This is a genomic window from Acidovorax facilis, assembly GCF_023913775.1.
GTDB classification, from domain to species: Bacteria; Pseudomonadota; Gammaproteobacteria; order Burkholderiales; family Burkholderiaceae_C; genus Acidovorax; species Acidovorax facilis.
In genome coordinates this window covers 1-21,123 of record NZ_JAMXAX010000107.1, presented here as the reverse complement: position 1 = coordinate 21,123, position 21,123 = coordinate 1, and the positions used below count along the sequence as shown (strand labels likewise).

Sequence of the window (21,123 nt, the reverse complement as noted above, 5' to 3'; positions counted from 1 at the left end):
TCATGCCTGTATCACCTTCTCCAACGCCCGCTGTGGACGCCATCGTCCAGGTGCGCGGCGTGAGCAAAACCTACGCGGGCGGCTTTCAGGCGCTCAAGAACATCGACCTGGACATCCGGCGCGGCGAGATTTTTGCCCTGCTCGGGCCCAACGGCGCGGGCAAGACCACGCTCATCAGCGTGATCTGCGGCATGAGCAATGCCACGGCTGGCTTCATCACCGCAGACGGCCACGACACCGTGCACGACTACCGAGCCGCCCGCGCGGCCATTGGCCTGGTGCCGCAAGAGCTGCACACCGATTCGTTTGAAACCGTGTGGGCCACGGTCAACTTCAGCCGGGGTCTGTTTGGCAAGGCGCCCAACCCGGCCTTCATCGAGAAGATCCTCAAGGACCTGTCGCTGTGGGACAAGAAGGACAGCAAGATCCTCGCGCTGTCGGGCGGCATGAAGCGCCGCGTGCTGATCGCCAAGGCGCTGTCGCACGAGCCCAAAATCCTGTTTCTGGACGAACCCAGTGCTGGCGTCGACGTGGAGCTGCGCCATGACATGTGGCGCCTGGTGCGCGAATTGCGCGACGCGGGAACCACCATCATCCTCACCACCCACTACATCGAAGAGGCCGAAGACATGGCCGACCGCATCGGTGTGATTCGCAAGGGTGAGCTGATCGTGGTGGAAGACAAGGACGTGCTGATGCGCAAGCTGGGCAAGAAGCAGCTCACGCTCACCCTGCAGCAGCCGATGGACCAAGTGCCCGACGCGCTGGCACGCTGGCCGCTCGTGCTGAGCCAGGGCGGCACCGCGCTGACCTACACCTTCGACACGCAGCAGGAGGACACGGGCATTGCCGCACTGTTGCGCGCACTGGCCGAGCACGGCATTGACTTCAAGGATCTGCACTCCAGCGAAAGCTCGCTCGAAGACATCTTTGTGAGCCTGGTGCACCAGGACACCCCTCAGCAGAAAGCACCCCAAGCATGAACGGCCTGAACTGGCATGGCGTCAGCGCCATCTACCGCTTTGAGATGAACCGTGCGTTTCGCACCTGGATGCAGAGCCTGATCGCGCCGGTGCTCACCACCGCTCTCTACTTCATCGTGTTCGGCTCTGCCATCGGCTCGCGCATGGGCGACATCGGCGGCGTAAGTTACGGCGCCTACATCATCCCCGGGCTGCTCATGCTGTCGCTATTGAGCGAGAGCATTTCCAACTCGGCCTTCGGCATCTACATGCCCAAGTGGTCCGGCACCATCTACGAGTTGCTCAGCGCACCTGTGAACTGGGTGGAGGTGCTGCTGGGCTACGTGGGCGCAGCGGCCAGCAAGTCGCTGCTGGTGTCGGTGCTCATCCTCACCACGGCCCGGGTGTTTGTGCCCTACGAAGTGGCGCACCCGGTGTGGATGGTGGGCTTCCTCGTACTCACCGCCGTCACGTTCTGCCTGTTCGGTTTCATCATCGGCCTGTGGGCCGACAGCTTTCAAAAGCTGCAGGTCATCCCGCTGCTGGTGATCACGCCGCTGACCTTTCTGGGCGGGGCGTTCTACAGCATCAACATGCTGCCACCGTTCTGGCAGACCGTTTCGCTGTTCAACCCGGTGGTCTATCTCATCAGCGGACTGCGCTGGGCGTTTTATGGCCAGGCCGATGTCCACATTGGCGTGAGCACGGGCATGACGCTGGTGTTCATGGCCGCGTGCCTCGTCGTGGTGTGGTGGGTGTTCAAGACGGGGCGCCGCATCCGGCGTTGAGCCCGCCGCCCCAAAAACATTCACGCTGAGCCCTTCGGCGGACTCAGCGTGAACGGTTCAGGACGTGGGCTCAATACCGCTGCATGCTGCAGCTGTGCGGCTGCTGCGCCTTGGCAGCAGGAATCTGCCGCACCACGCGAAAGCCGTAGCCAGAGCCTTCCACATCAAACTTCACGCCCGGCGCGCCTTTTTTGTCCATCACGCCCACCACCAGCGCCTGCTGGAACTGGTGGTCCGCTGCGCGCATGCTGCCGCCCTGGCCCGAGAGCCGCACATCGGCCTTCTCCATCTGGCGCGCCACGGCCACGGCGTCGGTGCTGCCCGCACGCTCGATGGACTGGGCAAGGGCCTCCACCATGAGCTGCATGCGCATGTGCACGTAGTCGTCCTGCGGCTTGGGAAAACGCTCGCGGAAAGACTGGTAGAACGCCTCGCTCTGGGCGCCTGGCACATTGGGCAGCCAGTCGGCCACAGCCACCACCTTGCCAATGCCTGCATCGCCCATGGCAGCGGGCGCACCCAGCGCGTTGCCATAGAAGGTGTAGAAGCTGCCCTCGTAGCCGACTTCACGCGCGGCCTTCACCAGCAGGGTCAGGTCGTTGCCCCAGTTGCCCGTGATCACAGCCTGCGCGCCGCTGGTTTTGATCTTCACGGCGTAGGGCGCAAAGTCCTTCACGCGGCCCACGGGGTGCAGCTCATCACCCACCACCGCCACATCGGGGCGTTGTGCGGCCAGTTGCTTCTTGGCCTCGCGCAGCACGGCCTGGCCAAAGCTGTAGTCCTGGCCGATGAGGTACACGCTCTTGAGATTTTTTTCCTCGCGCATCACATCCATGAGCGCGGCCATGCGCATGTCGGCATGGGCGTCAAAACGAAAGTGCCAGAAGCTGCACTTCTCGTTGGTGAGGATGGGGTCCACCGCCGAGTAGTTCAGAAAAATCACGCGCTTGTTCGGCTCGCGCTCGTTGTGTTTGTTGATCGCCTCGATCAGCACCGCCGCCGTAGCCGATGAATTGCCCTGCAGGATGACCTGCGCGCCATCGTCGATGGCCGCACGCAGGGCCGACAGCGCCTCTTCGTTCTGGCCCTTGCTGTCGTAGCGCTCCAGCGCCAGCGGGCGGGGGCCACCCGCAGCGGCTGGCAACTGCACGCCACCCCGCGCGTTCACACGTTCCATGGCCCAGTAGATGTTGCGGTAAACCGCTTCGCCCGTGTTGGCAAATGCGCCCGACAGGCTTTCGATGAGCGCCACCTTCACGGGCTTGGCCTGCGCCACGGCAGTGGCTGGCGCTGCAGCCTGGGCATGGCTGGCGGACACCGGCAGCAGCACGCAGCACAGCGTGGCTGCTGCGGCCAAAACGGATTGACGTAATGCCGCTGCGCCTGTTTTCAAGCCCACGGAGTGCAATTTATTCATGCCATTTTTCCCTTGAAATGCGGTGTGGCCGCACACACCTCTTTGGCATGCGGCGACCACGTCGAGAGCCGCGCAGTGTATAGGAGTACCCCATGATCTTCGCCCCCGTGATCCGCCGCGCCGCCTACGCCCAAGCACCCCGTTCCGCCGACCAGGCACTGCAGCGTTTTCTGATGGGCACGCTGGCCGACCCCGCTGCCGCACGTTCTGCAGCAGGCTGCACTGTCACGCAGGACGACAAAGCGACCACCTTGCAGCTGGATGTGCCCGGCCTGGCCCGCGAGCAGTTGCAGATCAGCATTGAAGGGAACCTTGTGCGCCTGCAAAGTGTGGAAGGAGCCCCGCGCCAGGTGCAGCGCGCCTGGGAACTGACCGCTGACATCGATGCCGCCCACAGCAGCGCCAAGCTGGAAAACGGCGTACTGACACTGACCCTGGCCAAAGTGGAGCCTGCCAGCAAGGCCACCACGCTGACGATTCACTAACTATTGAATTGATAGCTAGAAATGCCCGTGCCATAAGCGGTACGGGCGTTTTTCATGCAGATTCCCTTTTCAAGACCGCTGCATTACTCGTGCCGCAGCGCATCGATGGGGTCCATGCGAGCAGCGCGCCGTGCGGGGAAGTAGCCAAACACCACGCCAATGCCCGCAGAGAAAAGGAACGACAGCAGATTTACCCCGGGGTTGAAAAGATAGGGCACCCCCATCAGCCCCGATAGCGCCAGGGACGCGCCCGTGGCCAGCACGATGCCGATGAGCCCACCCAGCGCGGCCAGCACCACGGCCTCGATCAAAAACTGCAGCAGCACCTCGCGCTCCAGCGCGCCAATAGCCAGGCGCAGGCCGATCTCGCGCGTGCGCTCGGTCACGCTCACCAGCATGATGTTCATGATGCCGATGCCGCCCACCAGCAGGCTCACGGCGGCCACTGCGCCCAGCAGCGTGGTCAGCACCTTGGTGGTGCCTGAGAGCGTGTCGGCCAGCTGCTTGGTGTCGAGCACGTTGAAGTTGTCTTCGTCCGAATCCGACAACTTGCGCAGCTCGCGCAGCAGCTGGGTGAGGCTGGCCTTCACGCGCTCGGGGTCGCTGCCGTCCTTCATCGACACCAGCAGGGTCTGCACCCGCGTGTTGCCGGTCACGCGGCGCTGCAGCGTGCGCAGGGGCACCAGCACGGTGTCGTCCTGATCATTGCCGAACGCGCCCTGCCCTTTGGACGCGAGCACGCCCACCACCTCGCACGAAAACGCCTTCACGCGCAGCTGGCCGCCCACGGCATCTGCGGTGCCAAACAGCTCGCGCCGCACGGTCTCGCCGATCAGGCACACGGCGGCGCCCGCGCGCAATTCGGCATCGGTAAAGACGCGGCCCGTGCGCACGGTCCAGTTGCCGGTCTCCAGCCAGGCGTTGGTGCTGCCGATCACACTGGTCGTCCAGTTGCGCCCGCCCACCACGGCGGTGGCGCCAGCTCGCGCCTCGGGTGCCACGGCCAGGATGCCGCCGATCTGCTGGGCGATCATGTCGGCATCGGTGTCCTTGAAGGCCGGGGCACCCGAGCCACCGCCGGGCCCCATGCGCTGGCCGGGGCGCACCTGTAGCAGGTTGGTACCCAGGCCCGAGATCTGGTTCTGGATGGCCAGCGTGGCGCCATTGCCCAGCGTGACCATGGTGATCACCGCGCTCACGCCGATCACGATACCCAGAATGGTGAGGAACGAGCGCATGAGATTGCGCCGGATAGAGCGCAGCGCGAGCAGCAGGGTGTTGAGCAGCATCAGTGGCCCCCTGAATCCGAGGCGACCACGGCCGCTGCGGTCGATACCGCATCAGCGTCCAGGCCCTTGGGGTGCGGGTTGGGCGCGTCGCTGTCCACCACGCCATCCACAAACCGCACGATGCGCCGCGCGTACTGCGCCATGTCGGGCTCGTGCGTGACCATCAGCACGGTGATGCCATGGTCCACATTCAGGCGCCACAGCAGTTCCATGATCTCGAAGCTGCGCTGGGTGTCGAGGTTGCCGGTGGGCTCGTCGGCCAGCAGCACATCGGGCTCGGTGACGATGGCGCGCGCAATGGCCACGCGCTGCTGCTGCCCGCCCGACAGCTCGGCGGGCGTGTGGTGTTCCCAACCCTTGAGGCCCACCGCTTCCAGCGCACGCGCGGCCGCCGCGTGGCGCGCGGTGGCGGACTCGCCCCGGTACAGCAGAGGCAGCTCCACGTTCTCTTGCGCCGAGGTGCGCGCCAGCAGATTGAAGCCCTGGAACACAAAGCCAAAGTAGCGCCGCCGCAGCCGTGCCCGCTCGTCGCGCGAGAGCGACTCCACATGCACGCCCTTGAACAGGTATTCGCCCGTGGTGGGCCGGTCCAGGCAGCCCAGCGTGTTCATGGCCGTGGACTTGCCCGAGCCGCTGGGGCCCATGATGGCCACAAAGTCGCCCTGCGCAATGTCCAGGTCCACGCCCTTGAGCGCCTGAAAGGCCAGCGCCCCTTCGCCATAGACCTTGGTCACGCCACGCAGGCGGATGATGGGGGTGTCGCCCGCCACGCTCATGGCTTGGCCCCTGCCGCGCGCTGGTCGGTGATCACGGCCATGCCGGGCGTGAGGCCCTCGCCCGTGACCTCGGTATGGCGGCCATCGCTGATGCCCACCTGCACATCGATGGGCTTGGCAGCGCCGTCCTGCAGCACCCACACCTGCCGCGTCTTGCCCGCGCCATCGCCCGCCTCGCCCCCCGCACCCGGTTTGCGTGGGCCCGAGCCAGACCGTGGCATGCGCGGCATGAGCTGCGACATGATGCCGCCACCACTGCCGCTGCCCGATGCGCCGGGCTTGGCGCCACCCGCCCCGGGTTTCGCATCGGCCCCTGCGGCCTGCGCAGGCGTGAAGCGCAGCGCCGTGTTGGGCACCAGCAGCACATCCTTGCGCTCGGTGGAGGTGATGGTGGCCGCCGCCGTCATGCCGGGGCGCAGGCTCATGTCGCTGTTGTTCACCTCCAGCCAGGTGATGTAGGTGACCACGTTGTCCGTCTTGGTGGAACCAAACGACACCCGCGTGACCTGGGCCGGGTAGCGGCGCGAGGGATAGGCGCTGACCGTAAAGCTCGCGTCCTGCCCCACCTTGACCGAACCCACATCGGCTTCGTCCACGCTCACATCCAGGCGCAGCCGCGTGAGGTCTTCGGCCACGGTGAAGAGCGTCACGGCCTGCAGCGAAGCGGCCACGGCGTTGCCAGGCTCCACCGTGCGGGTCAGCACCACGCCGTCGATGGGCGAGCGGATGGAGGCCTTGGACAGGTTTGTCTCGTCGGTGGACAGCGCGGCGCGTGCGTCCTCCACCGTGGCACGTGCACTGGTCTCGTCAGCGCGGGCGCGGTCCAGCGTGGCGCGGCCTGCGTCCAGCTCGGAGGCCGAGGGCACCTTGCCGCCGGACAGGCGGGCCACTTCTTCGAGCCGGCCAAAGTTGGCAATGGCCTCCTTGGTGGTGGCCACGGCCTGGGCAAGGCGGGCCTGCGCCGACGCCAGCGAGGCGCGCGAGCGCAGCACCTGCGATTCGAGCTTGGCGGTGTCCAGCTCCACCAGCAGCTGCCCCTTCTTGACCTTGTCGTTCACATCCACCAGCACATTGCGCACCGTGCCTGACAACTCGCTGCCAATGGTGACCGAGCGCGTGGGCTGCAGCGTGCCATTGGCCGACACGGTGAGTGTGAGATTGCCCCGGCGCAGCTCTTCGGTGACATAGGTGGGTGCAGTGCTGGCGCTCTGGCGCGATTGCCAGGCATACAAGCCACCGCCCACCACCACGAGCGCGGCCACCCCCAGCCACACGGTAGTGCGCTGCCACCAGCGGCGCGGACGGTCAGCGCCCAACAAGGCGCTCAGGTCGGCGGGGGCCGCCTTGGCGGGTGTGGATGTCGCAGGGGTGTCGGTGTTTGGCATGGGACGTGAATCAGAGATTGGGGGGCTGGCGATAAGGACAGGGGGCTGGATAAGCAAGGCGGCTATTGCCAGCCGCCCCCCAAGGCCTTGTAGAGGCGCACATGGTCTGCCGCGACGGCAGCGGTGGTGGTGGCCACGCTCTCTTGGGTGGACAGCAGCGTGCGCTGCGTCTCCAGCACCGCCTGAAAGTCAATCAATCCGCTGCTATAGCGCTGCTGCGCCAGCAGCGCGGCGTTGCGGGCGGCGTCTGCGGCGGCCGCCAGTCGCTCCAGCTTTTCCCGGTCGCCACGCAAGGCCACCAGCGCGTTCTCCACATCCTGCAGGGCCGTGAGCACGGTGGCTTCGTAGGCCACGCGGGCCTGCTCCAGCGCGGCAGACTGCACACGCACCTGCGCGCGGGCGGCCCCCCCGTCCAGCAGCGGGATGGACACGCTGCCCAGCAAGGCACTGGTTACCGCACTGCCCCCCGACAACGCGCCCAGCGTGAGGGCACGCAGGCCCAGGGAGCCACCGAGGGAGAAGCTGGGGTAGCGCGCCGCATCGGCCTGCGACAAGCGCGCCAGGGCGGCTGCAATGCGCTGCTCGGCCGCACGCACATCGGGGCGTTGGCGCAGCGTCTCGGCTGGGATCGCCAGGGCGAGCTCTGCGGTCGGCTGAGGCACGGGGGCACTGGCGGCCAGAGTAGCGTCGAGCGCGCCAGGCACCTGGCCTGTCAGCACGGCCAGGCTGTAGCGCGACTGCGCCAGGCTGGCTTCCAGGCTGGGAATCTGCGCGGCGGTCTGCTCGGCCGCTGCACGGGCCTGCTCGGTGACGAGCGAGGTGGTGAGCCCGGCCTGCAGGCGCCACTGGGTGATCTGCAAGGTCTCCTGCTGGCTGGCCAGGTTGCTGCGCGCAATGGCCAAGCGCTGCTGCAGCCCGCGCAGCTCGATGTAGTTGACGGCCACCTCGGCAGCCAGCGATACCTGAACGTCCGCCAGGCTGGCCTCTGCCGCGCGGGCGTCAGCCTCGCTGGCGCTCACGCCGCTGCGCAGGCGGCCAAACACATCGGGCTCCCAGCTCGCATCAAAACCGGCCTGGAAGGTGTTGCCCGTGCTGTTGTTAGCCCGGCTGCGCTGCGCAGAGGCCGATGCACCCACGCTGGGCAACAGACCGGCCGATTGCACATCCACCTGGGCGCGCGCCTGCTGCAACGACGCCTGGGCGGTACGTACGCTGGTGTTGGCCCGCAGGGCTTGTTCTACCAGCGTGGTGAGCGAAGGGTCGTCAAAACGCTGCCACCACTGGGCCAAAGAAGTGGCACCCTGATCGGGAGTTGTATTGCCACCCGCGCCCGCAGCCCACGCCGCTGGCACGGCGACGGCGGGCAACTGGCTATCCTCGGGCTCCAGGCTTGCACAGCCCGAGATCACCAATACCAGCAGCGTGGCGAGCGCTATCTGTACACGCGGTGCGCTGCACCTGGGGTGGGCGCGCAGGACGTCGGCAGTGACGCGATGGGAAGGACTCATGGAAAGGCATCGCTCGAGGGAAAACCCGATTGTGAGGAGCCATTCAGGTCAAAACGTACCGAAAGGGTCAACCCCAGGTAAAGAATTGATGCAACGCAAAGGCGTCACCATCCACCGGCGTGGCCCTATCAAAAAACATTGCTATCGGTTCGCCAGCGGACAGACGGCCGATGGCCGCCTCGCGAGTGTCCCGAGTTGGAAGTTCGTTGATGAAAGAAAGATGCCGAAATCGTCAGGCAAGGCGCAAACCGCAGCGATAGCCGTAGCTATCGCGAGGATTTGCAACGCTGAATGGCGACGATTCTCGGCGTCTTTATAAAACGAATCTCCGCCTCGGGACACCTGGCCCTCAGTGCGCGTGCGCCAAGCCCAGAGACAGCCCCGTTCGCACCCTGTACTCGCTGGGGCTGCACCCCACATGCGAGCGGAACGCGCGGCTGAAATGCGCGCTGTTGCTGAAGCCCCAGGACAGCGCAATGTCGGTGACCGAGCGCTGCGCATGCGCCGGGTGGCGCAGGTCGCGCAGACAGGCCTCCAGGCGGCGGCGCTGGATCATCGCGGCCAGGGTTTCCTCGTCATCAGCCACCGCGTTGTACAGGTGCCGTTTGCTGCAGTTGAGCGCCTGGGCCATGCGGTCGATGGTGAGGTCGGGGTCGCCCAGGTGGCGGTCGATGTACTGGCTGATGCGGTCACGCAGGGCCTCACGCTGCGACAGCAGGCTCTGCTGCCCGTTGCGCTCCAGCAGCGACAGCTGCACAAGGTGCGTGATCACATCGGCCACACCATCGGCGGCGGCGTCGGACATGGTGGGCAGCTCGGCGAAGGCGGCACGCATGGTGTCCCAGGCCAGGCGCGACACGCCACTGGTGCCCGAGAACCGCTGCACCATCAGGTCATCGAGCTTGAGCTTGCGCTCGGGCAGTTGTTCCTTGGGGATCATCAGCACCATCTGGCGCACGGCCTCGGGGTTGCTCACGGCGTAGGCGCGTGTGGTGTCGTACACGCTCCACTCACCCGGCGACAACCATACCTGGCGACCGTTCTGCTCAAAGCACGCGCGCCCCTCCAGCTGCGCCACCACCTTGATGTAAGCCCGGTCGCTGCCCCGAATGAGGCTGGGGGTGCGCACCACGCGGTGGCGGCTCACGTCCAGCTGACACAGGTTCACATAGCCCGCCTGGCCCGAGGTGATGTGGCCTGCAAAGGCATCGTCACCAAACGCGTCGGACTCCAGCCCGCCAATCAGGCGCCACACCGCATCGCCCCAGAGGTGCAGGCGGTCGCGCGCAGGCACAGCGTCGGTGGATACCTCGGTCAGGGGGTGGGCCATGGTGTCTCCAGTGCGGGTTGCGCAAGCCTGATGGTTATGCGGCTGAATTATCGGACGCCCCGTTACCCCGCGCCACCGAGGGAAATCCGGGTAAACCCGCTGCCGTCTGCACGCTGAGGCAAGCGTTTTGTGCACGCTGAGCGCAGCACGCATGAACGCGTCTGCCTACGATTCCCGGCACGGCGTGCACCACGCAGGCCCCATCCGAGGAGACACACAATGACAGCACACCAACCCTCCAAGCGCCAGTGGATCAAGGGCGCCGCCGCCACGGTCGGCACCCTGGCCGTGGCGCCCCAGCTGTGGGCCCAGGGCAGCAGCGCGGCACCCGTGCGCATCGGCTACGCCATCGCCCGCACCGGCCCCTGGGCGGCCGGTGCCCAGGTGAGCCAGGAGCCCAACTACCTGCTGTGGGCCGAGCAGGTGAACGCGGCGGGTGGCCTGAGCGTGAAGGGCACCAAGCGCCCCATCGAACTCATTGGCTACGACGATCGCAGCGAGACCGAGACCTGCGTGCGCACCTACGAAAAGCTCATGGGCAGCGACAAGGTGGACCTGATCCTGCCGCCCTGGGGTTCGGGCGCCAACTTCGCCATTGCACCGCTGGCCAACCGCTTCGGCTACCCGCTGCTGGCGCCCACGGCGCTGTCGCGCAAGCTCATCGACATGAACCTGCCCTACTTCTTCTCGCTGCTGCAGCAGCCCGACAAGATGATGGGCGCGCTGGTGGACATGCTGGTGGCCAACAACGTCAAGACCATTGCCATTGTCTACATGGACGACCTGTTTGGCCTGGAGAACTTCGCCGCGCTGAACAACGCCCTCAAGAAGACCAGCATCCAGGTGCTGGAGCGCAAGAGCTACCCCCTGGGCGTGAAGGACCTGGCCCCCGTGCTGCGCGGCATCAAGGACCAGAACCCCGAAGCCTTCATCGGCATCACCTACCCGCCCGACACCATCCTGGCCAGCCGCCAGGCGCGCGAGGTGGGCCTGAACCCCAAGTTCTTTTACGCATCGGTGGGCACGGCCTTCCAGCTCTACAAGAACGTGATGCAGGCCAACACCGAGGGCGTGATCGGCATGGGCTCGTGGAGCGTGAAGACGAGCCCCGAGGCCAAGGCGTACTTCGACGCCCACGTAAAGAAGTTCAACAAGGAGCCCGACCGCTGGGCCAGCGGCCACGCGTGGGCCGGCCTGCAGATCCTGCAGCAGGCCGTGGAAAAGGTGGGCCTGGACCGCAAGGCACTGCGCGAACACATCGCCAAGAACGAGTTCCAAACCATCCTGGGTGGTATTCGATTCCAGGGCAGCGAGAACGCCGCCATCCCCGGCACCGTGAGCCAGTGGCAGGGCAGCGACTTCGAAGTCGTGTGGCCCAAGGACCGTGCCACGGCGCAGTTGAACACCGCGAAACCAGCCTGGAAATAACAAAGTGTCTCTGACTTCCTGGGCCGAACTGGTCGCCAGTGGCCTCATTACAGGCGGTATCTATGCGCTGGTGGCCATGGGCCTGAACCTGCAGTACGGGCTGATGCGCATCATGAACATCTCGCATGGCGAGTTCCTGATGCTGGGCGCCTTCCTCACCTGGTCCGCGCACACCCTGTGGGACATCTCGCCGCTGCTGCTCATGCCGCTGGCTTTCATCGCGCTGTTTGCGCTGGGCGTGGTGGTGCATGCGCTGTGCTTCAAGCGCCTGGCCGCCCGCGCACCCAATGTGGACGTGTTCGAGGCGCGCAGCCTGATGGTGGGCTTTGGCCTGATGTTCCTGGTGCAGAACACCGCGCTCCTGATCTGGGGTGGTGACCTGCGTGGGTACGAATACCTGGCCGACCCGGTGCAGATTGCGGGCATGCGCTTCACTGAAAACAAGCTGGTGTTGTTTGGCGTGGCGCTGGCGCTGTCGGCCGCGCTGATCGCGCTGCTCAAGCTCACGCTGCTGGGCAAGGCCGTGCGGGCGCTGATGCAGTCGCCCACGGGCGCGCAGCTGGTGGGCATCAACACGCGGCGCCTGCACCCCATGATGTTTGGCATTGGCCTGGGCCTGTCGGGCGTGGCGGGTGCGCTGCTGTCCATGACGTATGAGATTTCTCCGTCGATGGGTGAGCCGTACACCGTGACGGCGCTGATCGTCATCACGCTGGGCGGCTTCGGCAGCCTGGCGGGCAGTCTGGCCGGTGGCCTGCTGCTGGGCGTGGTCGAGGCGCTGGGCATGCACTTCAGCAGCCCGTCTCTCAAGATGCTGCTGAGCTATGCGGTATTCATCGGCGTGCTGATCTGGCGCCCCAACGGTTTGTTTAGCAAGAAATGAAACTCATCCCTTCCAACAAGCCCTGGCTTGCGCTCGCAGTGGGCGTGGCCGTGGTCGGCACCCTGCCCTGGCTGGTGTCCGAGTTCGCCACCTCGGTGCTGCTCAGCTGCCTGATGTACATCGCGCTGGCCACCAGCTGGTCGCTGTTCTGCGGTGCCACCCGCTACCTCTCACTCGCTACGTCGGCCTTCTTCGGCATTGGTGCGTACACCAGCGCCACGCTGCTGGGCGTACTGCCCTGGCCGCTGGTGATTCTGAGCGGCGCACTGATCGCCACCATCGTGGCCGTGGTGATGGGGGCTGCCGTGCTGCACCTGCGCGGCACCTACTTTGCGGTGCTCACCTTCGGCATGACCGAGTTGATCCGCCACGCCGTCACCTTTGTCGAAAAGCAGGTGTCGGGCACGGTGGGCCGCGTGCTTACGGTGGTGCCCAGCAATGAGACGGTGTACCTCACCGTGCTGCTGATCGCCGCAGCCGCCATTGCTGCATCCATTGCCATCCAGCGCAGCCGTTTCGGCCTGGCGCTGTCGGGCATCGGTGCCGACGAGCAGCGCGCACAAACGCTGGGGGTAGACACGCGCCTGGCCAAGATCGCGGGCTTTGGCATCACCGCCGCCTTTGCAGGCGCCGTGGGCGCGGCCATGGCCGTGCGCTGGACGTACATCGAGCCCGCAGCGGTGTTCAGCCCCTTCATCGGCTTCCAGACGGTGCTGATCGCACTGATTGGCGGCGCGACCAGCATTGGCGGCCCCATCCTGGCGGCCATCGTGTTCAGCCTGCTGGCCGAAACGCTGCGCCTACAGCTGCCCTACGGCTACATGATGGTGCTGGGCCTGCTGCTGATTTTGTGCGTGATGTACCTGCCCAATGGCCTGGCCACGCTGTGGCTACGGCGCAAGCCTGCTGCGGAGGCGCATCATGGCTGAAGCACTTTTGACCATTGACAGCGTGACCGTGCGCTTTGGCGGCCTGACTGCCGTGGATGGCGTGAGCGCCACGCTGCACACGGGCGAGCTGATCGGCATCATCGGCCCCAACGGTGCGGGCAAGACCACGTTTTTCAACGCCATCTCGGGCGTGCAGCCGCCCACCTCGGGCACGCTGCACTGCGGCGGCGACGACCTAACGGGCAAAGGCCCGCACCACTACGCAGCGCACGGCATTGCACGCACCTTCCAGACACCCAGAGTGTTCCCCGACATGACGGTGCGCGACAACGTGCGCTTTGGCATGCAGTTCGCGGGCCGCCACCGCCAGGGGCCTGCAGGTCTGCGCAGCGAGGACGATATCCTCGCCATGCTGGGCCTGGCACACCTGGCCGACCGCCCGGCTGCGGACGTGACGCCGTCGCAACAACGCCTGCTGGAGATCGGCATGGCCCTGGGCACACGCCCACGTCTGCTGCTGCTCGACGAGGTAGCTGCCGGGCTGACCGAGACCGAGGTGGACGCCATGGCCCAGCGCATCCGCCGCCTGCGCGATGACTGGGGCCTGACGGTGGTGTGGATCGAGCACGCGGTGACCACGCTGCTCAAGTACGTGGAGCGCGTGCTGGTGCTACACCAGGGCCGCAAGATCGCCGACGGCACACCCGCCGAGGTGGTGCGCGACCCGCAGGTGATCGAGGCCTACCTGGGTGACGAGATGACCCACAACGCAGCCCACGCAGAGCAAGGAGCCACAGCATGATCGGCGCCCACCTTACCGTGCAGAACCTGATGACGGGCTACCACGGCTTTCAGGTGCTGCAGGACCTGACGCTGGAGGCAGCGCCCGGCATTACCGTCATCGTGGGCCCCAACGGCGCGGGCAAGACCACGCTGCTCAAGGCCCTGGCGGGCCTGCTGCCGCGCCAGGGCACGGTGACGCTCGACGGGCAGGCCGTGCCTGCGATGAACGCCTCGGCCTGCGTGCAACGCGGCCTGGCGTTGGTCGCCGAAGGTCGCCAGCTGTTCCCGCAGATGACGGTGACCGAGAACCTGGAGCTGGGCGGCTGGCTGGTGCCGTCGCGGGTGCGCGTCGAGCGGTTGCACCAAGCGTTTGAAGACTTTCCCCGCCTCAAGGAACGCGCCGCACAGCTCGCAGGCACCATGAGCGGCGGCGAGCAGCAGATGGTGGCTGTGGCCCGCGCCATGATGAGCGGCCCGCGCCTGTTGATGCTGGACGAGCCCTCGCTGGGTCTGGCGCCGCGCATGGTCGATGAGTTGCTGGCCATCGTGCAGCGCATCGCCGCACAGGGCGTCACCGTGCTCATGGTGGAACAGAACGTGCGCAAGGCGTTGCAGATCGCGCAGCGCGGCTATGTGCTGGAGCGCGGGCGCATTGTGGCGTCTGGCGAAGCCTCTGACTTGCTGAAGTCCGACGTGGTGCGCCAAGCCTATCTGGGCGTGACCTGAATACCTCTTTCCCCCTTTTTATCTGTTCTTTTTCAGGAGCTTTCAATGACTGCCATTTCCATGCTGATCAACGGCGAGCGCGTGCAAGCCACGGGCGGCGCCACGTTTGAGCGCCGCAACCCGCTGGACGGATCGGTCGCCACCACCGCACCCGCTGCCACCGTGGCCGATGCCGTGGCTGCGGCCGACGCCGCTGCCAAGGCCTTCCCCGCCTGGTCCGCCCTGGGGCCCAGCGCGCGCCGCGCAATGCTGCTCAAAGCTGCGCACGCCCTCGAAGCCCGGACAGCTGACTTTGCGGTGGCCATGGCTGCCGAGACCGGCGCCTCCGGCATGTGGGCAGGATTCAACGTGCACTTGGCCGCTGGCCTGCTGCAAGAAGCCGCCGCACTGACCACACAGATTGCGGGCGAAGTGATCCCGTCCGACGTGCCCGGCAGCCTGGCCATGGGCGTGCGCCAGGCGGCTGGCGTGGTGCTGGGCATTGCGCCGTGGAACGCACCGGTCATCCTGGGTGTGCGTGCCATCGCCACGCCGCTGGCCTGCGGCAACACGGTGATCCTGAAAGGCTCTGAGCTGTGCCCCGCCACGCACGGCCTCATCATCGAGGCGCTGCAGGAGGCTGGTTTGCCTGCCGGTGTGGTGAACTTTGTGACCAACGCACCCGCTGACGCAGGCGCCGTGGTCGAGGCCATCGTGGCCCACCCGACCGTGCGCCGCATCAACTTCACCGGTTCCACCAAGGTGGGCCGCATCATTGCGCAAACCTGTGCCAAGTACCTCAAGCCCGTGGTGCTGGAGCTGGGCGGCAAGGCCCCGCTGCTGGTGCTGGACGATGCCGACATCGACGCCGCCGTGGCAGGAACGGTGTTTGGCGCCTTCGCAAACTCGGGCCAGATCTGCATGTCCACTGAACGCATCATCGTGGACAACGCTGTGGCCGACGAGTTTGTGACCAAGCTGGGCGAGCGCGCCAAGGCTCTGCCCCTTGGCGACCCGCGCAAGGGCCCGGTGGTGCTGGGATCGGTGGTGGACATGGCCACCGTGCACCGCTGCAACGCAATGATCGACGACGCGCTGGCCAAGGGTGCCAAACTGGTGTGTGGCGGCAAGAGCGACAGCACGCTGATGCAGGCTACGGTGCTCGACCATGTAACGGCCGAGATGCTGATCTACCGCGAGGAGTCGTTCGGCCCCGTCAAACCTGTGGTGCGCGTGAACGGCGTGGAAGAAGCCATTGCCTGCGCCAACGACAACGAGTTCGGTCTTTCGTCTGCCGTATTCAGCCGCGATGTGGCCAAGGCCTGGAACGTGGCGGCCCGCATCGAGTCGGGCATCTGCCACGTCAACGGTCCGACCGTGCACGACGAAGGCCAGATGCCTTTTGGGGGCGTGAAGAGTTCGGGCTACGGCCGCTTTGGCGGCATGGCCGGCGTGCGGGAGTTCACCGAGCTGCGCTGGATCACGGTGCAGACCACGCCGCGCCACTACCCCTTCTGAAGTTCAAAAAAGATAGCTGCTGGCGCTCTCTAGACAAGCGCTAGCGGCCATTTTTCGCTCAAACATCAAACTGTGATCGCATCCAGCGGCCAGCGCGGCTTCACGTCAAAGGCGTAGTCGGTGTTGGCCTGCTGCTGCCCAGCCTGCAAACGCATGGCTGCCGCCATGGCAATCATGGCGCCGTTGTCGGTGCACAGATGCAGCTCGGGGTAGTGCACGCGCACCTTGGCAGCCGCGCAGGCCGCGTTGAGCTGCGCACGCAGGTGCCGGTTGGCCCCTACGCCACCGGCGACCACCACACGTTTCAGGCCGGTCTGCTTGAGCGCGGCCAGGGTCTTCTTCACCAGCACTTCGACAATCGCAGCCTCGGTGCTCGCCGCCAAGTCGGCCTTGCGTGCCTCCAGCTCATCGCCCAGCTTCTTGGCCTGCGTGAGCACCGCGGTCTTGAGCCCGGCAAAAGAGAAATCGAGGTTGCCACTGTGCAACAGCGGGCGCGGCAGTTTGAAGGCTGCGGCATCGCCCTGCTCAGCCAGGCGCGAGAGCGCTGGCCCACCCGGGTAGCCCAGGCCCATGAGCTTGGCGGACTTGTCGAACGCCTCGCCCGCAGCGTCGTCAATGGTCTCACCCAGAATCTCGTAGCGGCCCACGCCATCCACACGCATCAGCTGGGTGTGGCCGCCCGACACCAACAGAGCCACAAAAGGGAATTCAGGCGGGTCGGCGCTGAGGAAGGGCGACAGCAGGTGCCCCTCCAGGTGGTGCACGCCCAGCACCGGTTTATCTAGCGCAGCACCCAACGCACAGGCCACGCCCGCCCCTACCAGCAGCGCACCGGCCAAGCCCGGGCCGCGGGTGTAGGCCACCACGTCCACATCGGCCAGCGTCTGGCCGGACTCGGTCAGCACCTGCGTGGCCAGCGGCAGCACGCGTCGGATGTGGTCGCGGCTGGCCAACTCGGGCACCACGCCACCGTAGGCCTGGTGCATCTCAATCTGGCTGTGCAGCGCGTGCGACAGCAACGTGGGCACGGCATTGCCCGTAGAACGGACCAATGCCACGCCCGTTTCGTCGCACGAAGATTCAATACCGAGGATCAGCAAGCTCATGCCCCGAGTGTAAAACCCGGCCCCGTTCAGGGTCGGATGCAGAAACCCCTGCTGGCAGTCACCAGCAGGGGTTGTGCGGATGGATGGCGCCTGACGACCTGGTGGCTTGGCTACCAGCGGTCCGAACGCATGCGCAGTTCCCAGCTTCCGCTGCGCAGTTCATACACACCCACGGCGCCGTAGCGCTGCTCGCCCTTGTCGTCCCAGGTCATGGTGCCGATCACGGGCGCATAGCCGTTGATGCTGTGCATGGCCTTGGTGATCGATTTCGGATCTGCCGACTTGGCCTTCTGGATGGCGGCTGAGAGCACATAGGTGCTGTCGTAGCTGTAGTGGCCGCCATAGGCCGGTGGCTTCTTGTAGGCCTCGATGTACTTTTCGAGGAAGGGCTTGCCGGTGGTGAACTCCTTGGCTTCCAGTACGGGCGATGTGGCGTAGACGCCTTCGACCATGCCCATGGCCTTCGTCATGTCGGTGGTCTTGATGGTGTCCCCACCCAACAGGCTGACCTTGGTGTGGTCAACCTTGCGCAGGGCTTCGAGCAGAGCCAGGGCCTGAAAGTCGTTGAGGGTGGACACGATGACCTCGACCTTGGCGGCCTTCAGCTCGCCAGCCAGTTCGTCGAAAGCCACCGTCTTGTCGTCAAACGACTTGCGCACCACCACTTCCTTCTTTTCGGCCTTGAGCTGCTCGGCAGCCCCGTCGGCCAGACCCTTGCCGTAAGGCGTGCCATCGTCCAGCGCGGCGTAGCGGGCGGCACCCAGCTGTGTGGCGGCAAACGAGCCGATAGCGCGCGCCTGCAAGGTGTCATTGGCCACCATGCGGAAGGTGGTTGGGAAGCCGAGTTGCGTGAACTTGGGGTTGGTGGAGATGGCGATCTGGGCGATGTCCTTGGCGGCGTATATCGGAGCCGTCTCAATGCTCACCCCCGAATTCAGGTGCCCGATCACCGCAACCACGCCCGAGTCCACCAGCTGCTGCGCCACGGTCTTGCCGGTGGCGGCGTCGGCCTTGTCGTCCACCGAAACCACCTCCAGCGTCACACGTTTGCCGTCCACGGTGTAGCCACCCTTGTTCAGTTCTGCCACGGCCAGGTTGACGCCGTTGAGCAAATCCTGCCCCAGCGCGCCCAAGGGGCCGGAGAGGGGCTGGGCCACGCCGATCTTGATGGTGTCGGGCACCTTGCTGCAGCCTGTCAGCACCAGCAGCGCGGATACCGCCACGGTGGTCAGGGCCAAGCCGGCAGAGATACGCCGCCGGTCAATGTGCTTGTTCATGCAAATCCTCTTGAATGGGTCAATGTGACCAGATGTATATGCGATGCGACCGGGTAGCTGCTATCGGGTATGCCCTGCCCATCGACAAACTATTAGCAAGTTTCAGGCCTTGGAAGCTGCCACAACCTGCTGCCAGCCTGCAGCCCCGGAACGCACCGCTTCGATGCACCATTTTGTGGCGTAAAAATTGCTTATGCTCCTGGGTATGAACGAGTCTCTGCGCATCGTGGTGGTTGCCCCGGATCTGGCAGTCGCCGACCCCGCCGACGAACACGCCGTACTTCAGGCGGAACGGTCGCGGGCGCTGCGCATTGGGTTGCTGGAGAACAACTTCAACCTGGTGGCCACCCTGCCTGCCGATGTCTTCCTGAGCGAGCGCATCGCCCAGCTGCAGCCCGACCTCATCATCGTGGACGCAGAAAGCGAGGCGCGCGACGCGCTCGAACATGTGGTGATGGCCACGCGCGACGAGCGGCGCCCGATCGTGATGTTCACCAACGACGAGGACACCTCACACGTGAAGGACGCGGTGGCGGCGGGCGTGTCGGCCTACATCGTGGCGGGCCTGGCACCCCAGCGCATCCGCCCCATTCTGGACGTGGCCATGGCGCGGTTCCAGCACGAGCAGGCCCTGCGCGCCGAGCTAGCCGACGCCAAGACCGAACTCAAAGACCGCAAGACCATCGACCGTGCCAAGGGCCTGCTGATGCAGCGCCAGGGCCTGAGCGAACAGGCCGCGTACGAGAAACTGCGCAAGACGGCCATGGACAAGGGCCTCAAGCTGGTGGACGTGGCCCAGCGCATGCTCGATTTGATGGATCTGCTGGGGTAGAGATAGGGACAACCCCCTGAGCGGCTGCGCCGCTTCCCCCTTCTCTCGAATCGCTGCGCAATTCGGGAAGGGGGACGATGCCCTCGCTGCGGGGCGGCCCTTGCTTGGCATCCCTCGCCTGGGTCGCGCCCGGGTCCACCGGCTTCTCCCAAATGGTGCGCCGCACAAATGCAGTGCAGCACTCGGCGCGCGCACCATCTCCACAAATTTTCAAGCCAAACTGGCCAATACCGCTTGATAAATAAGCACAAGCAGCTACGAATTTGGTAGCAGATCATGCGCTGTATTGGAGCAAGGCCGGTATGAAAAAGTCTGGCACGCTGCTTGCATTAACCCTGGCAAGACCAAAGACGGTCCCACCACTGACAGCACTGACCCAATGGCGGGCCGGTGCTGACACAAAGCCCCCCAATGGGCTTTGCCATGGACAAAGGCGTCCCTCTCCGAAGCTCGTTTGCGCATGCAACCAGGCCAGGGGAGGACGCCTTTTTTGTTTTCTAACGCACCGAGGAACCGCCCCATGACCGATCTGTTGAAAACCAGCCTCAACCGCCGCACCGTACTGCAGGCCGCCACCGTGGGCGCCGTGGGCGTGAGCCCCGCCCTGCGTGCCCTGGTGCACGCCCAGGGCTCGGACGCCCCCGAGAAGAAGGAAGTGAAGATTGGCTTCATCCCGCTGACCGACTGCGCCAGCGTGGTGATGGCCTCGGTGCTGGGCTTTGACAAGAAGTATGGCGTGACCATCATCCCCACCAAGGAAGCGTCGTGGGCCGGTGTGCGCGACAAGCTGGTGAATGGCGAACTCGACTTTGCCCACGTGCTGTATGGCCTGGTGTATGGCGTGCACATGGGCACGGCCGGCCCCAAGAAGGACATGGCCGTTCTAATGAGCCTGAACAACAACGGCCAGGCGATCACGCTGTCCAAGGCACTGGCCGACAAGGGCGCGGTGGATGGCCCGTCCCTGGCCAAGTTCATGGCCGCCAACAAGCGCGAGTACACCTTCGCAGGCACCTTCCCGACCGGCACCCACGCGATGTGGATGCACTACTGGTTGGCCGCCGCCGGCATCAACCCGCTGTCGGGCGCCAAGCTGATCACCGTGCCGCCACCCCAGATGGTGGCCAACATGCGCGTGGGCAACATGGATGGATTCTGCGTGGGCGAACCCTGGAACCACCGCGCCATCATGGATGGCATCGGAGTGACCGCCAACACCACCCAGGACATCTGGAAGGACCACCCCGAGAAGGTGCTGGGCACCTCGGCCGATTTCGTCAAGAAGAACCCCAACACCACCCGCGCCGTGATGATGGCCGTGCTGGAAGCCAGCCAGTGGATTGACGCCAGCCTGTCCAACAAGATGAAGATGGCCGAAACGGTGGCCCAGAAGTCCTACATCAACACCAGCGTGGACGCCATCAACCAGCGCATCCTGGGCCGCTACCAGAACGGCATGGGCAAGACCTGGGACGATCCCAACCACATGAAATTCTTCAACGACGGCGCGGTGAACTTCCCCTACCTGTCGGATGGTATGTGGTTCCTGACGCAGCACAAGCGCTGGGGTTTGATCAAGAGCCACCCCGACTACCTGGCCGTGGCCAAAGAGATCAACCAGGTGGACCTGTACAAGTCGGTTGCCAGCGCCATGAAGATCAACGTGCCCAAGGACCCGATGCGCACCGCCAAGCTCATGGACGGCGTGGTGTGGGACGGCAAAGACCCCGCCAAGTACGCCGACAGCTTCAAGATCAAGGC

The 21,123-nt window shown here is 65.4% G+C and carries 19 protein-coding genes; 11 read left to right on the top strand and 8 right to left on the bottom strand.

From position 1 onward, the window contains the following. Positions 1–2 precede the first annotated feature (2 nt). Together NFX52_RS22610 and NFX52_RS22605 are read left to right on the top strand one after the other, a co-directional pair. Positions 3–983 (top strand): ABC transporter ATP-binding protein, encoded by a 981-nt coding sequence (locus NFX52_RS22610; RefSeq protein WP_055400274.1) that lies wholly within the window; start codon positions 3–5, stop codon positions 981–983. Then, positions 980–1,750, top strand: a complete 771-nt coding sequence (locus NFX52_RS22605; RefSeq protein ID WP_369801391.1) for an ABC transporter permease — start codon at positions 980–982, stop codon at positions 1,748–1,750. Before NFX52_RS22610 ends, NFX52_RS22605 begins: the two co-directional genes overlap by 4 nt. Positions 1,751–1,820: 70 nt before the next feature. Here NFX52_RS22605 and NFX52_RS22600 read toward each other — a convergent pair whose 3' ends face one another. Further along, the gene (locus NFX52_RS22600) at positions 1,821–3,167 is read right to left on the bottom strand and encodes a branched-chain amino acid ABC transporter substrate-binding protein (RefSeq protein WP_055400272.1); all 1,347 of its coding nucleotides are present in this window, start codon (positions 3,165–3,167) and stop codon (positions 1,821–1,823) included. Between the two features lie 92 nt (positions 3,168–3,259). Between NFX52_RS22600 and NFX52_RS22595 the strand changes: the two genes are divergently transcribed. After that, positions 3,260–3,652 carry an Hsp20/alpha crystallin family protein gene (locus NFX52_RS22595; protein ID WP_055400270.1) on the top strand — a complete coding sequence of 131 codons (393 nt, stop codon included), beginning with the start codon at positions 3,260–3,262 and terminating at the stop codon, positions 3,650–3,652. A gap of 83 nt (positions 3,653–3,735) precedes the next feature. Here NFX52_RS22595 and NFX52_RS22590 read toward each other — a convergent pair whose 3' ends face one another. The 5 genes from NFX52_RS22590 to NFX52_RS22570 all read right to left on the bottom strand — a co-directional run bounded on the left by NFX52_RS22590 (position 3,736) and on the right by NFX52_RS22570 (position 9,940). Further along, the gene (locus NFX52_RS22590; RefSeq protein ID WP_055400268.1) at positions 3,736–4,941 is read right to left on the bottom strand and encodes an ABC transporter permease; all 1,206 of its coding nucleotides are present in this window, start codon (positions 4,939–4,941) and stop codon (positions 3,736–3,738) included. Beyond that, a complete protein-coding gene (locus NFX52_RS22585) occupies positions 4,941–5,717 on the bottom strand; it encodes an ABC transporter ATP-binding protein (protein ID WP_055400266.1) in 777 nt (258 codons plus the stop codon). Before NFX52_RS22585 ends, NFX52_RS22590 begins: the two co-directional genes overlap by 1 nt. Next, complete coding sequence (locus NFX52_RS22580) at positions 5,714–7,102, bottom strand: efflux RND transporter periplasmic adaptor subunit (RefSeq protein WP_055400264.1); 1,389 nt, start codon at positions 7,100–7,102, stop codon at positions 5,714–5,716. The genes NFX52_RS22585 and NFX52_RS22580 overlap by 4 nt, the downstream gene beginning before the upstream one ends. Positions 7,103–7,164: 62 nt before the next feature. Beyond that, entirely contained in the window at positions 7,165–8,610 is a 1,446-nt protein-coding gene (locus NFX52_RS22575) for an efflux transporter outer membrane subunit (protein WP_082437540.1), read from the bottom strand. Between the two features lie 349 nt (positions 8,611–8,959). Continuing rightward, the gene (locus tag NFX52_RS22570; protein ID WP_055400262.1) at positions 8,960–9,940 is read right to left on the bottom strand and encodes an AraC-like ligand-binding domain-containing protein; all 981 of its coding nucleotides are present in this window, start codon (positions 9,938–9,940) and stop codon (positions 8,960–8,962) included. Between the two features lie 219 nt (positions 9,941–10,159). On the opposite strand from NFX52_RS22570, the gene NFX52_RS22565 reads away from it, so the two are divergent. From NFX52_RS22565 to NFX52_RS22540, 6 genes are read left to right on the top strand one after another with little or no spacing between them, the layout of a single operon-like run. After that, the gene (locus NFX52_RS22565) at positions 10,160–11,368 is read left to right on the top strand and encodes an amino acid ABC transporter substrate-binding protein (RefSeq protein WP_055400260.1); all 1,209 of its coding nucleotides are present in this window, start codon (positions 10,160–10,162) and stop codon (positions 11,366–11,368) included. 4 nt (positions 11,369–11,372) lie between these two features. Further along, positions 11,373–12,251 carry a branched-chain amino acid ABC transporter permease gene (locus tag NFX52_RS22560; protein WP_055400258.1) on the top strand — a complete coding sequence of 293 codons (879 nt, stop codon included), beginning with the start codon at positions 11,373–11,375 and terminating at the stop codon, positions 12,249–12,251. Continuing rightward, positions 12,248–13,180, top strand: coding sequence for a branched-chain amino acid ABC transporter permease (locus tag NFX52_RS22555; protein WP_055400256.1), 933 nt, complete (start codon positions 12,248–12,250; stop codon positions 13,178–13,180). The genes NFX52_RS22560 and NFX52_RS22555 overlap by 4 nt, the downstream gene beginning before the upstream one ends. Further along, positions 13,173–13,943 (top strand): ABC transporter ATP-binding protein, encoded by a 771-nt coding sequence (locus NFX52_RS22550; RefSeq protein WP_055400254.1) that lies wholly within the window; start codon positions 13,173–13,175, stop codon positions 13,941–13,943. The genes NFX52_RS22555 and NFX52_RS22550 overlap by 8 nt, the downstream gene beginning before the upstream one ends. After that, positions 13,940–14,650: an ABC transporter ATP-binding protein gene (locus NFX52_RS22545; protein WP_055400252.1), complete on the top strand. Its 711-nt coding sequence runs from the start codon at positions 13,940–13,942 to the stop codon at positions 14,648–14,650. The genes NFX52_RS22550 and NFX52_RS22545 overlap by 4 nt, the downstream gene beginning before the upstream one ends. A gap of 45 nt (positions 14,651–14,695) precedes the next feature. Beyond that, positions 14,696–16,147 (top strand): aldehyde dehydrogenase, encoded by a 1,452-nt coding sequence (locus NFX52_RS22540; RefSeq protein ID WP_055400250.1) that lies wholly within the window; start codon positions 14,696–14,698, stop codon positions 16,145–16,147. 65 nt (positions 16,148–16,212) lie between these two features. Here NFX52_RS22540 and tsaD read toward each other — a convergent pair whose 3' ends face one another. Together tsaD and NFX52_RS22530 are read right to left on the bottom strand one after the other, a co-directional pair. Next, the gene (gene tsaD / locus NFX52_RS22535) at positions 16,213–17,253 is read right to left on the bottom strand and encodes a tRNA (adenosine(37)-N6)-threonylcarbamoyltransferase complex transferase subunit TsaD (RefSeq protein WP_055400248.1); all 1,041 of its coding nucleotides are present in this window, start codon (positions 17,251–17,253) and stop codon (positions 16,213–16,215) included. A gap of 110 nt (positions 17,254–17,363) precedes the next feature. Next, complete coding sequence (locus NFX52_RS22530; protein WP_055400246.1) at positions 17,364–18,530, bottom strand: branched-chain amino acid ABC transporter substrate-binding protein; 1,167 nt, start codon at positions 18,528–18,530, stop codon at positions 17,364–17,366. A gap of 205 nt (positions 18,531–18,735) precedes the next feature. Between NFX52_RS22530 and NFX52_RS22525 the strand changes: the two genes are divergently transcribed. Continuing rightward, positions 18,736–19,362: an ANTAR domain-containing response regulator gene (locus NFX52_RS22525; RefSeq protein ID WP_055400291.1), complete on the top strand. Its 627-nt coding sequence runs from the start codon at positions 18,736–18,738 to the stop codon at positions 19,360–19,362. 520 nt (positions 19,363–19,882) lie between these two features. Then, positions 19,883–21,123 (top strand): CmpA/NrtA family ABC transporter substrate-binding protein (locus tag NFX52_RS22520; protein WP_121419413.1); only part of this gene is annotated, 1,241 nt, incomplete at its 3' end.